Source organism: Sporofaciens musculi (assembly GCF_009830285.1).
Taxonomy (GTDB): Bacteria; Bacillota; Clostridia; order Lachnospirales; family Lachnospiraceae; genus Sporofaciens; species Sporofaciens musculi.
This window is the reverse complement of record NZ_WUQX01000001.1, coordinates 2230277-2242651: the sequence shown is the minus strand read 5'-3', so window position 1 is coordinate 2242651 and position 12375 is coordinate 2230277. Positions and strand designations below refer to the sequence as shown.

General features: G+C 47.3%; 10 protein-coding genes. 1 reads left to right on the top strand and 9 read right to left on the bottom strand.

Annotated elements, in window-relative coordinates:
* Positions 1–98: 98 nt before the first annotated feature.
* Positions 99–1535 carry a pyruvate kinase gene (gene pyk / locus GN277_RS11160; RefSeq protein ID WP_159751104.1) on the bottom strand — a complete coding sequence of 479 codons (1437 nt, stop codon included), beginning with the start codon at positions 1533–1535 and terminating at the stop codon, positions 99–101.
* 82 nt (positions 1536–1617) lie between these two features.
* Positions 1618–2493: a rhomboid family protein gene (locus GN277_RS11155; RefSeq protein WP_159751103.1), complete on the bottom strand. Its 876-nt coding sequence runs from the start codon at positions 2491–2493 to the stop codon at positions 1618–1620.
* Between the two features lie 238 nt (positions 2494–2731).
* On the opposite strand from GN277_RS11155, the gene GN277_RS11150 reads away from it, so the two are divergent.
* Positions 2732–6976 (top strand): 2-hydroxyacyl-CoA dehydratase, encoded by a 4245-nt coding sequence (locus GN277_RS11150; RefSeq protein WP_159751102.1) that lies wholly within the window; start codon positions 2732–2734, stop codon positions 6974–6976.
* Positions 6977–7056: 80 nt separating this feature from the next.
* On the opposite strand, the gene GN277_RS11145 is transcribed toward GN277_RS11150, so the two are convergent.
* From GN277_RS11145 to GN277_RS11115, 7 genes are all read right to left on the bottom strand, one after another.
* Positions 7057–8442, bottom strand: a complete 1386-nt coding sequence (locus GN277_RS11145) for a sensor histidine kinase (protein ID WP_244324677.1) — start codon at positions 8440–8442, stop codon at positions 7057–7059.
* Positions 8433–9089, bottom strand: a complete 657-nt coding sequence (locus GN277_RS11140) for a response regulator transcription factor (RefSeq protein WP_244324676.1) — start codon at positions 9087–9089, stop codon at positions 8433–8435. Before GN277_RS11140 ends, GN277_RS11145 begins: the two co-directional genes overlap by 10 nt.
* A 1-nt stretch (position 9090) precedes the next feature.
* Positions 9091–9855 (bottom strand): lantibiotic immunity ABC transporter MutG family permease subunit, encoded by a 765-nt coding sequence (locus GN277_RS11135; RefSeq protein ID WP_159751100.1) that lies wholly within the window; start codon positions 9853–9855, stop codon positions 9091–9093.
* A gap of 2 nt (positions 9856–9857) precedes the next feature.
* A complete protein-coding gene (locus GN277_RS11130; protein ID WP_159751099.1) occupies positions 9858–10619 on the bottom strand; it encodes a lantibiotic immunity ABC transporter MutE/EpiE family permease subunit in 762 nt (253 codons plus the stop codon).
* Positions 10620–11351 (bottom strand): lantibiotic protection ABC transporter ATP-binding protein, encoded by a 732-nt coding sequence (locus GN277_RS11125; protein ID WP_159751098.1) that lies wholly within the window; start codon positions 11349–11351, stop codon positions 10620–10622.
* Positions 11352–11454: 103 nt separating this feature from the next.
* The gene (locus tag GN277_RS11120) at positions 11455–12117 is read right to left on the bottom strand and encodes a ribulose-phosphate 3-epimerase (RefSeq protein WP_159751097.1); all 663 of its coding nucleotides are present in this window, start codon (positions 12115–12117) and stop codon (positions 11455–11457) included.
* Entirely contained in the window at positions 12107–12343 is a 237-nt protein-coding gene (locus GN277_RS11115) for a hypothetical protein (protein ID WP_159751096.1), read from the bottom strand. Before GN277_RS11115 ends, GN277_RS11120 begins: the two co-directional genes overlap by 11 nt.
* Positions 12344–12375 lie beyond the last annotated feature (32 nt).

The window sequence follows — 12375 nt, the reverse complement described above, 5'->3', positions numbered from 1 at the left end:
ACCAAAACAAGATATGGCAAAATCTGATTCTCAGAAAATACCATATCTTGTATATTGACACCTAATTTAACTGATTGGTCCGTCGTTTCTCCTTATGCTTACTCAATCACAGTAATCCGCATAATATTGCTGGCTCCGCCCCGCTCTGCGGTCACATTGGCAGCCGGAATTCCCGCAGTCAGCACCACGATATCCCCTGCTTCCGCCATCTGCTTTGCACATACCAAATCAATGGCTCCGTTGCAGACGTCCTCCATGGAGCTAAGAGGAATGGATTTTAGCGGAATAATTCCCCAATAGAGCTGCATCCTGCGAAGCGCAGCCTCATTTGGAGTCACGCCTATGATATCCATACGCGGCTTGAACTTTGACACTACCCTTGCCGTCACACCGGATACTGTGGGCGTAATGATACATTTGGCTCTCAAATTATTTGCCGTCGTCACCGCCGCATGGCACAGAGCGCTGGAGGTACTCTTCATATGATGAGCCTCCGTCTTTTTCATCATCAATTCATAATCCAGATGCTGCTCCGTATCCTTTACAATGTGCACCATCATCCGTAATGCCTCCACAGGATACTTGCCCTGAGCCGTCTCGCCGGAGAGCATTACGGCATCCGTACCGTCATAGACCGCATTGGCCACATCCGTCACCTCCGCCCTGGTAGGACGCGGATTGCGCATCATGGAATCCAGCATCTGGGTGGCAGTAATAACCGGCTTATAATTCTCATTGCACTTCTGAATAATCATCTTCTGCAGATAAGGAACCTCCTCTGCTGGAATCTCCACACCCAAGTCACCGCGGGCAATCATAATACCGTCTGCGCAGCGAATAATCTCATCAATGTTCTTAATCCCTTCTGCATTCTCAATCTTAGCAATAATCGGGATATTCGGCGCATTGCACTCCTTAAGGAAAGCACGAATCTCAAGGATACACTCTGCATTGCGCACAAAAGACGCTGCAATAAAATCAATCTCCTGCTTGGCGCCAAACCGGATATCCTCCCGATCCTTCTGCGTGATTGCCGGAAGCCTTACCGGAACATTGGGGACATTGACGCCTTTCCGCTCGCCAAGCTCACCTCCATTCACAACTGTACAGATGATCTCCCTGCCATTCTTCGCCTTGACCTTAAGGCCTATCAGCCCGTCGTCAATCAGAATGGTACTTCCGACCTGAACATCATCCACAAGACCTTCATATGTAATGGATACCTTTTCGGCATCTCCCGTCAACTCTTCCGCTGTCAGAACAAAAGTATCTCCCTCATTCAGCGTAACCTTCTTCCCGTCCTTTAAGGTACCCGTCCGAATCTCCGGTCCCTTGGTATCCAAAAGTATGGCAATAGGCTTTCCTTCCTCGTCGCGAATTCTCTTAAGTCTGTCCATTCGCTCCTTTTGTTCTTCATGGGTTCCATGGGAAAAGTTGAATCTGGCAATATCCATACCTTTTTGAACCAGAATCCTCATCAGCTCGTCATCGTCGGTCCTTGGTCCAAGCGTACATATGATCTTTGTCTTCTTCATCGTTTCGTCTTCCTCCTGCTATATAATTTGTGACTGTCCTGACAGCAGCCTTAATACAGGTAATCCTCTTAAATTACTGCTGTCATTTGACATGTGTATGTGTGAACAGATGATCCTGACAATATTCATAATTGCCGTTGCATTTCGAGCAATATCTGAATTCCAGGTTGGGATCATCCAGTTCAGTCCTCTTACAGATTGCGCACATATGCTTCGCACCGTTGGCATAATTCTGAACCGGACGCTGCGCCCTCCGTATATTCTGCTGAAACTCCTTCTTCCTCCTGCGCTGCTTGGGCGTATACGGTCTCATATTCCTTGACCCAAGGAAAAAGATCAGGAAATTAAGAAGAGACACCACCGATTCCACCGCCGCCGCTTTGTAGAAGCCGCCCACCAGCGCATGCCCCCCGTAGGCTGGAAGAAATGCCTGGATAATGGGATAGATAAAATACAGCGCGTCAATCAAAGCAAGGTATTTTACCTTGACAGGGATCACAAAAAACACCAGAAACTGCACATCCGGATACAGGGCGGCATAGGCAAAGAACAGAGACATGTTCAGATACCACACGGACATTGGCAATATCATCCCTGTAATCACGTACAATAGAATGGCCGCTACTATATGGAACAGCATTCCGGAAAAGAAGTACAGGTTAAACCGAAACGCACCCCAGGCATTCTCTAACTGCTGGCCAATCATATAATAGAGATACAGGGCAAACACGATAAAAATCAGACTGTTTGAAGGGGGCTGGATGATAAATGTCACCACCCTCCAAATCTGCCCGTTCAGGATTGCCTGGGCATTAAGACTCAGATACCGATAATAAAATTCAGGATTCAATATATTTAATACGAATCCAGCCGCATACAATATAATAATATAGTACATGAGGTTGGGAATGGCGTACCTGCCAAACCTTCTCTCCAGCTTTGAAAGCCAATTTTCCATAAGACAAACTCCTTAAATTCCAATATTTTACACTAGATGAAGATATCTGAACATTCTCTTAACATCATTTTTATACTGTAGTAATTCTACCGTTTTACGCACTGTTTGTCAATTCTGCTATGGAACTTTACAACTTTTTTATATTTCTATAGCACTTTCTTAATTGTTATTTTAAAAATTTTGTCGTATAATGTTACAGGCTGTAATAAGACAGCCGTAAAGGAGTGTTATTATTATTATGAGTAAAAACGAATTGTATACACTGGGCATTGACATCGGTTCAACCACTGTGAAAATCGCTATACTCGACAAGGACAACGATGTCGCCTTTTCCGATTACGAAAGGCATTATGCTAATATCCAGGAAACTTTGTCCGACCTTCTGGGACGGGCAATCTATAAATTAGGGGGAATCTACGCCTATCCGGTAATCACCGGCTCCGGCGGCCTGACTCTCGCCAAGCACTTAGACGTCCCCTTCGTTCAAGAGGTGATTGCCGTATCCACAGCCCTTCAGGACTATGCTCCCCAGACAGACGTGGCCATCGAGCTGGGCGGTGAAGATGCCAAAATCATCTATTTTGAAGGCGGTAACGTAGAGCAGCGCATGAACGGTGTCTGCGCTGGCGGTACAGGCTCTTTTATCGACCAGATGGCGTCCCTTCTTCAGACCGACGCATCTGGACTTAACGAATACGCCAAGAATTACAAGTCCCTCTACTCCATTGCCGCAAGGTGCGGAGTATTTGCCAAATCCGATATCCAGCCTCTCATAAACGACGGCGCTTCCAAGGAGGACTTAGCCGCCTCCATCTTTCAGGCGGTGGTAAACCAGACCATCAGCGGTCTGGCCTGCGGCAAACCAATCCGCGGCCATGTAGCGTTCTTAGGCGGCCCCTTACATTTCCTCTCTGAATTAAAAGAGGCATTTGTCCGGACTCTAAAGCTGGATGACAGACATACCATTGCTCCAAACCACTCTCATCTGTTTGCAGCCATTGGGTCTGCCATGAATTCAAAAAGGGAACGTCAGGTATCCTTACAGGAGATGCAGAGCCGCTTAGAGAAACGGATTAAGATGGAATTCGAGGTTGACCGGATGGAGCCTTTGTTCACAAGCGAGGCAGATTTTCATGGGTTTGAAAAACGCCACGCAAGACACCAGGTTCCGGTAAAAGATCTGGCAAGCTACACCGGCAAGGCCTTTCTTGGGATTGACGCCGGCTCTACCACCACAAAAGCCGCTTTAGTGGGAGACGACGGCACTCTTTTGTATTCCTTCTACCACAACAACGAGGGCGACCCCCTTGGAACCACCATCATGGCCATTAAGGACATTTACAGCAAGCTGCCAGAGGGTGTCCAAATCGTCCACTCCTGTTCTACCGGTTATGGGGAGGCATTAATAAAATCTGCCCTTCTGCTGGACGAAGGAGAGGTTGAGACGGTTTCCCACTACTATGCGGCTTCTTATTTCGAGCCGGATGTAGACTGTATCCTGGACATTGGCGGACAGGATATGAAATGTATTAAGATTAAGAACCAGACCGTTGACAACGTGCTTCTAAATGAAGCCTGCTCGTCGGGGTGCGGTTCTTTCATTGAGACGTTCGCCAAGTCTCTGAATTACTCTGTGGAGGATTTTGCCCATGAGGCTTTATTTGCCCACAACCCCATTGACCTTGGCACACGCTGTACGGTATTCATGAACTCAAAGGTCAAGCAGGCCCAAAAAGAGGGGGCCGAGGTTGCGGACATTTCCGCCGGCCTTGCCTATTCTGTCATAAAAAATGCCCTGTTTAAAGTGATTAAGGTATCCGACGCCTCCGAGCTTGGAAACCATATCGTGGTGCAGGGAGGTACGTTTTACAATAATGCGGTGCTTAGAAGCTTCGAGAAGATTGCCGGCTGCGAGGCCATTCGTCCGGATATAGCCGGAATCATGGGGGCTTTCGGTGCTGCTCTCATTGCCCGTGAGCGTTATATGGACTGTCAAGGAACCACCATGCTTTCCATCGAGGATATTGAGGCCCTTGAATACTCCACCACCATGGCCAAATGCAAGGGCTGCACCAACAACTGCCGCTTAACCATTAATCATTTCAGCGGCGGAAGAAAATTTATCACCGGAAATCGCTGCGAGCGGGGACTTGGAAAGGAAAAAGCCGACAACAAGCTGCCCAACCTGTTTGAATACAAGCTTCACCGGTATTTTGACTACACCCCCTTAGAAGGGTACGAGGCCACAAGGGGTGTAATTGGTATCCCGCGGGTGCTGAACATGTATGAAAACTATCCCTTCTGGTTTACATTTTTCCATACTCTGGGCTTCCAGGTGGTACTGTCCCCTGCTTCTACCCGCAAGATTTATGAGCTGGGGATTGAATCTATTCCCAGTGAGTCTGAGTGCTATCCGGCCAAGCTGGCCCACGGCCATGTACAATGGCTGATTAATCAGGGAATACACCGTATTTTCTACCCCAGTATTCCCTATGAGAGAAATGAATTTCAGGAGGCTAACAATCACTATAACTGCCCTATTGTTACCTCCTATCCGGAGAATATTAAGAATAATATCGACGCCATCGTAAACGGCGAGGTGGAATTCCTCCATCCCTTCCTGTCGCTAAAAAGCGAGGAGACCATTTCCTACCGTCTGGTGGAGGAGTTGTCAGAAAAGTTCTCCATACCCGCATCCGAAATCCGCTCTGCCGTACATAGGGCCTGGGATGAGCTTTTAGCATGCCGCGAGGACATGAAAAAGAAGGGTGAGGAAACCATTGAATTTTTGAACCGCACCGGCAATCGGGGAATCGTTCTTGCCGGACGCCCCTACCACATTGACCCTGAGGTGAACCACGGAATTCCGGAGCTTGTCAACTCCTACAATATTGCGGTACTGACAGAGGATTCTGTTTCCCATCTGCATCCTGCCGAGCATCCGTTAAATGTGATGGACCAGTGGATGTACCACTCCAGGCTCTATGGGGCAGCCAACTTTGTAAAAACCAGGGATAATCTGGATTTAATCCAGCTTAATTCTTTTGGCTGCGGGCTGGACGCCGTCACCACAGACCAGGTGGCCTCCATCCTCAACGATTCAGACAAAATCTACACCTCTCTGAAAATCGACGAGGTGAATAACTTAGGGGCAGCAAGAATTCGGGTGCGCTCTCTTCTTGCCGCCATCCGCGTTCGGGAAAAGAGGAATGAGAAACGGACCATTCAGTCTTCTGCTGTCACAAAGGTTCCGTTTACCCAGGAAATGCGAAAAGACTATACCATCCTCTGCCCCCAGATGTCACCCATACATTTTGATTTGTTAGAGCCTGCTTTTGCAGCCTCTGGCTACAACATTGAAATCCTGCCCAATGACAATAAGCAGGCGGTGGACGTGGGGCTTAAGTATGTCAATAACGACGCCTGCTATCCCTCCCTGATGGTGGTGGGACAGATTATGGACGCCATCCTCTCCGGCCGGTACGACACAGACAAGATTGCCGTGATTATCAGCCAGACCGGCGGCGGCTGCCGTGCCTCCAACTATATCGGCTTCATCCGCAGAGCCCTTAAAAAAGCTGGATACGAGCATATACCAGTTATCTCTGTGAATTTAAGCGGACTGGAGGGGAACCCCGGCTTTAAGCTGACGCCCCGCCTTATCATGCGCAGCATGTATGCAATCGTGTTGGGAGATATCTTCATGAAATGCGTGTACCGCATCCGCCCCTATGAGGCGGTCAAAGGCTCTGCCGACGCTATGCATGAAAAATGGGTGAAGGTCTGTAAAGAGTTCTTGTCAAAGGGATATCCTTCCAGACACAGGTTCAAACGGCTCTGCAAAGAGATTATTGAGGATTTCGATAAAAACATTGAGCTTTTGGATGTAAAAAAACCCCGTGTGGGGGTGGTCGGTGAGATTCTGGTCAAATTCCTGCCTGCCGCCAATAACTATCTGGTGGAGTTGCTGGAAAGCGAGGGCGCAGAGGCAGTAGTGCCGGATCTTCTGGACTTCCTTTTGTACTGCTTCTATAACCAGAACTTTAAGGTGTCCCATCTGGGAATGAAAAAATCCAAGGCCACTGTAGGAAACTTAGGCATCAAGGCTCTGGAATGGTTTCGTGCGCCGGCAAGCAAGGCATTTAAGGAGAGCAGGCATTTTGACCCTCCGGCAGATATTAAAGAGCTTGGGAAGATGGCCTCTGATATCGTGTCTCTTGGCAACCAGACCGGAGAAGGGTGGTTTCTCACCGGCGAGATGCTTGAATTGATACACAGCGGCGCGCCGAATATTGTGTGTACGCAGCCCTTCGCCTGCCTGCCCAATCATGTGGTGGGGAAAGGCGTGATCAAGGAGTTAAGAAGGCGGTATCCGGAATCGAATATTGTGGCAATCGACTTCGACCCTGGTGCAAGCGAGGTGAACCAGTTGAACCGGATTAAACTTATGCTTTCTACGGCAAATAAGAATATGAAGGCTTGACTTTCATAACCGATTATAATATAAAAACAGCATGGTTTCCGGATGAAAGGCCGAAAGACCATGCTGTTTTTCTGCAAAAATCAATGTATCTGAACAAAAATACTCACCTTCGCCCCATGGTTTTCTGCATTTTCAATCGCCAGATATCCTCCCTGTGCTCTCACAAATTTTTCAGCCGTATGAAGCCCTATCCCGTAATGGTTCTTTCTGCTGCGGCTGTCGTCCCCTTGATAGAACCGGTCTGTTGCATGCTTTAAATCCTGGGCCGTAAAACCTGGGCCCTCGTCTACAACGGTTATAACCAAATATTCTCCCTTATGTTCTCTTTTTATCTCCAGCGAAACTTTGATTTCCCCCTTAGCCGGACTGTAATCCATAGCATTGCTCAAAATATTATTAAACGCCCGCAGAAGCTGGCTGACGCTACACCAGACCTCCCCATGGACAGCCTTTGCGTCAAAAACCACGGGATACTGCCTTGCAGACGAAAGAAGCCTTCCCTGCTCCATAAACAGCTCTAAAAGAGCGTCGCAGGAAATTGTCTGATTCTGGACGCCAGACTCTCCCTCGTCCTCTGCTAAAATCTCGTTCAATGTCACAAGATATTCTTCAATCATTGACACACTCTGGAGAATGTCCTGGTTATACTCCCTTTCCTCCTTCCCAAGCTCTGCCTCTGCCAACAGCTCCCCATTGCCCCGTATGACCGTAAGAGGCGTCTTAATATCATGGGCAAGGGCGGCGATCTGTTCCTCCCTGCTCTTTTCCAGGCTCCACTGTCTGTAAAGAGAAGCCTTAAGGGCCTCCCTCATTTGGTTTAGGGAATTTAGAACTTCATCCACTTCCTTTAACTCAGAATGTTCTTCCTCAAATTCCAGATTCTGATTCCTGATTTTTGCCGTAACCTCATTGAGAACCACCAGCCTGTTCTTCATATATTTTCCAAAACGGCGTGACATAAGGACCGTATGAAGCAGAAACAGCACGATAAATGAACAGACCATCAACAGGTCCGGACTGGGCAAAAATTTCTCCAGAAATCCGTTTTGAAACTGTGTCCTAATCTCATACCTTGCAATGCATACCTCCCCTGAATCGCAAACAAAAAACCGATAATATCCACTTCCATGGGTATAGATGTCATTCCTTTGGTATTTCTCCCAGGCCTGCTTAATCTCCTCTGAGGGAAACGTACCATAAAGCCAACTGCCATCCCCTTCATACACTCCATATATACACCCCTCTGGAAGCATTTCCTTTGTAATTCTCGGCGCTTTTCGTATTTGATCTGCGGCTTCATTAAGCCTTATCTCCATATGGTTCGCCGGAAGGATTTCTCCGGTCACCTCCAGCACAAACCAGATAAGGAACAATAAAAATATCAAAAATAAGACGCCGGCTGTGTAGAAGCAGGCATACCTGAAAAACACCGACGTAACGGTCTTCTTTTTTCCTTTTATCTCCATCGATATCCAATCCCCCAGACCGTCTCAATGGGTTGAAAACCAGCCTTCTGGCATTTTGCCCGAATATTCTTTACATGCTCTGTAATCACAGAAGGATCGCTCTCCTTGTCATACCCGAATACATGCTCGTAGATTCTGTCCTTGGAAAACACCTGTCCGCGATTCATGGCAAGATACTCGCAGATGGCATACTCGCTCTTGGTAAATCCAAGCTCCATCTCTCCATAGCGCACCTTCTTCTCCATCAGATAGAACATTGCGCCGTCTACGGTCACCGCATGCTTTTTCTCTCTCGTCTCCCTTCGCAGATGGGCCGCCACCCTGGCGCGCAATTCCCCGATTCCAAAAGGCTTGGTGATATAATCGTCCCCGCCGACGCCAAGTCCCTTCATAATATCCGCCTCATTCGTCTTTGCTGTCAAAAATAAGATGGGACAGTCCACGCTGTCACGTATTTCCTCGCACAGCGCAAAGCCGTCAAGTCCAGGCATCATTACATCCAGAAGGATTAACTGGTAATCCGTAAGCTTCAGGTTTTTAAGTTTACGAGGGTCACCTTGCACCGTCACCTGGTAACCCTCCTTCTCCAATGCATTTCTGATTAGCTTCAAAATCTGCTCATCATCATCTACTGCCAATATCCTCATTTTACTGCCTTCCCTCATAGTAATGAAACCAGAGCAGCGCCCCACACCAGAACAGAATTGTAACAACTGCTCCCACAACCAGGCTGTTTGCCACATATTCTCCTGATACACTCTCGTTTCCCTTCCAATATTGTAACAGATATCCACTCCACCTGCCACCCCATGCGCAGGGAAAAAACTGCCACCTTCCCTCCCCAAGCCCTGTCAGAAACAGTGCAGAAACCGCCAACTGTGCAGTTCCCACACACAGGGAAATGGTCTTAGAAAAGGCAAGATTCAAAAAGAGATGGAGAAGATATAAGTTCATACTCCCAAGCCACAAAACCACTGCCAAAACCAAATACTCTCCCACTGAGAGCACCGTCCTCCCTGTCTGGATGCCAAAACACACTCCAAAACCTAGAACCGCCAGAAGGATTGCAGCAAATCCCATACTCCACAATACCATCCACTTGGCAATCAGGGGATTCCTCTTATACACCGTCACTGTGAAAAGAGCTTGAAAATGCCCCTTCTCCTCCAACTCCACAGACATTGCGCTGACCACGCTGACGATTAGGGGCAGCACAATGGAAAGTACCTCCATGTATCCGTACACTTTCCCCTGGTCACTCCATCCTGAAAAGGAATAGTAGGAAAGGAATACTAAAATTCCGAGCAAGGGAATCATCAGATGCAGCCATTTAAGCAGAGTATGGCGCATTTTCCACATCTCTCCTCTCATATTCCGGTACAATTCCTCCACATTTCTCTTTAAGTTTTCCATTTCTATCTTTCCACCTGCCTCTCAAACCACTTACGGCCTGCCCTCCAAAGCAGCACGAACCATAGAGCAGAAGCGGCAATTCCTACAGGCAGCCCTCTCCATTCCAACAACTCCTGTGTAAATGTCACGTTCCCTGGCTCTGCCACCAGCCCATTGGGAAGTATTTTTAAGATGATACACATCAGCCTTGCCGTAATTCCGCCAGGCAGGGCCATAAAAAATGGGTGAAGCGCTAACTCCACTGAAAGCAATGTATAACTGCCCATATGAAGCAGCAGCATAGGGAATACGCCCATAAGCTGCTGCAAAAGCAGACAGAAGGGAATCTGCCACAGAGACGTCACAAATAAGACTACTACCGCCAGAAGCTGTTCGCCCACCGATGGATTAATGGGAAATACCTGTTGTATATGTTCAAGCCATGTGCCGACTGCAAGCGTCATACCCAAAAAAACCAGCAGGGCAATCCCCATGCACTGGATGCCGTACAATACTTTTGCATCCCAGACTGCCCCCATTTTTACAGGCAGTACACGGATTGTACGGTTTCCCATCTTCTTATCTCGGTTTCCTACAGAGGCGCCAACAAGAGCAACCATTGATGGAAACAGGACCATATACCACCAGTTGTAACTGTCAATCATGAAATAATCCGTCGCAAGCCAGGCGGACAGACACACCACTGCCACAGGCATGAGCACCATCAATTTTTGCAGATAGGTATGACGGTTCTTCATCTTTTCTGCAAGAAAATATTCTCTCATCTATCTCCCCTCCTTCCGATTTTTTCCCAGACTCTCATGGCTTTCCTGCGCCGCAGTCTTCAAGAATAACTCCTCCAGACGGTCGGCCTCTGGCATACTGCCCTGGTATCCCAGCACACCGTTTACAATGATTCCAATATGGTCGGCTGTCTTTGCAATCTCGCTTAGGATATGGCTTGAGACAATGACCGTGATTCCTTCTTCGGGGAAATTACGAAGCATTTGCCGCAGCTCCTGAATGCCAATGGGATCAAGTCCGTTGGTGGGTTCGTCAAGAATTAAAAGCCTTGGATTGGCAAGAAGGGCAATCCCGATTCCAAGCCGCTGCTTCATTCCCATGGAAAATGCGCCCGCCTTCTTCTTCCCTGTATCTGCCAAATCCACCAAGTCCAATACTTCCTGGATTCTCTCATCTGGTATGCCAAGCAGCAGCCCGCGGACTTTTAGGTTCTCCCATGCCGACAGGTTCTCGTACACTGGCGGCGTCTCGATTAGGGCTCCAATATCCCCAAGGTCTTTCCTGGTCCATGTATGACCGTCAAAGAGAATCTGCCCGTCTGTGGGGCGCAGGATTCCCGTCATCATTTTTAAGAGGGTGGATTTTCCTGCGCCGTTGGGGCCTAGAAGTCCGTATACACAATGCTTGGGTACTGCCAAAGAAATATGATTAACAGCATGGTGATTTCCAAAAGATTTGGTTAGACATTTTGTTTCTAAGATGTTTTGATTCATGTTGATTCCTCCTTATTTCCTCCTTGTTCATGTTCTCTTACTGAACTACAAAACAAGTATAAGGCAGGATTATAAGGAAAGTATAAGGAATTAAAACAAAGTATTAAAACTGCAGTTCCCGAATCCTCTGCAGCGTCTCTCCATACGGCTTAGCCTTTCCAAACAGAAGCGTCGTTCCAAGGACAAATCCTCGTACCCCTTTCGGTGCAAATTCAAGAATCTTGTCTGCGCTGCAGGCCCCGTCCCAGTATAATTCAAAATCCATATCTTCCTTCATTGACAGCAGCTTCGTAATCTTCTTCCCTACATATGGAAGAAACATTTGTCCTGCATTCCCCGGATTCACCGACATCACAAGCACCTTTTTAACAATCCTGAGCATCTCCATCACAGTCTCCACACTGGTTCCTGGATTAATTGCAATGCCAGGAATCATTCCCGCATTGATAATACTCTGCAGCGTTGTAGACGGATGATATTCCGCCTCCGGATGGATATATACCGTATCTCCTTTGCGCAGATTATTCAGAAACAAGTCAATCCGGTTATTCGGATGCTCAATCATTAAATGTACATCCAAAGGCTTTGGAGACACTGAAGCTATGTATCTCATATCATTCAATGACATTGCGAAATTGGGCACATAACGTCCATCCATAATATCGATATGAAAGGAATCAATACCTCCCTCTGCCAAATTTTTTACTTCCTTCTCCAGATTGCCAAAATCGGCGCACATCATGGAAGCTGTTAATTCAAAATTCATATCTGCTACACTCCTTATCTAAAATCCTCTTCCATACAAAATCACTCTTTATAAAAATATTTTCAAACTCGCTAATTTCATAGATATCAATTCCCTTCCACTTTGTATCGCAATAATTGTAATCTGGATAAAGTGCAATCTTTCGGCACTTTGCCGTCCGAATCACATCACACATGCCGCTGCGAATCCCAATAAAAGTCCCTGCTCTTTCTACCACTGATTTCATCTCACAGATTAAGGGACTAATGGGTATGGTTC

What these genes read in the sequence shown, in the direction of transcription:
- pyk (WP_159751104.1), bottom strand. Translation starts at nt 1,535, where the DNA reads ATGAAGAAGACAAAGATCATATGTACGCTTGGACCAAGGACCGACGAT.
- GN277_RS11155 (WP_159751103.1), bottom strand. Translation starts at nt 2,493, where the DNA reads ATGGAAAATTGGCTTTCAAAGCTGGAGAGAAGGTTTGGCAGGTACGCC.
- GN277_RS11150 (WP_159751102.1), top strand. Translation starts at nt 2,732, where the DNA reads ATGAGTAAAAACGAATTGTATACACTGGGCATTGACATCGGTTCAACC.
- GN277_RS11145 (WP_244324677.1), bottom strand. Translation starts at nt 8,442, where the DNA reads ATGGAGATAAAAGGAAAAAAGAAGACCGTTACGTCGGTGTTTTTCAGG.
- GN277_RS11140 (WP_244324676.1), bottom strand. Translation starts at nt 9,089, where the DNA reads ATGAGGATATTGGCAGTAGATGATGATGAGCAGATTTTGAAGCTAATC.
- GN277_RS11135 (WP_159751100.1), bottom strand. Translation starts at nt 9,855, where the DNA reads ATGGAAAACTTAAAGAGAAATGTGGAGGAATTGTACCGGAATATGAGA.
- GN277_RS11130 (WP_159751099.1), bottom strand. Translation starts at nt 10,619, where the DNA reads ATGAGAGAATATTTTCTTGCAGAAAAGATGAAGAACCGTCATACCTAT.
- GN277_RS11125 (WP_159751098.1), bottom strand. Translation starts at nt 11,351, where the DNA reads ATGAATCAAAACATCTTAGAAACAAAATGTCTAACCAAATCTTTTGGA.
- GN277_RS11120 (WP_159751097.1), bottom strand. Translation starts at nt 12,117, where the DNA reads ATGAATTTTGAATTAACAGCTTCCATGATGTGCGCCGATTTTGGCAAT.
- GN277_RS11115 (WP_159751096.1), bottom strand. Translation starts at nt 12,343, where the DNA reads ATGAAATCAGTGGTAGAAAGAGCAGGGACTTTTATTGGGATTCGCAGC.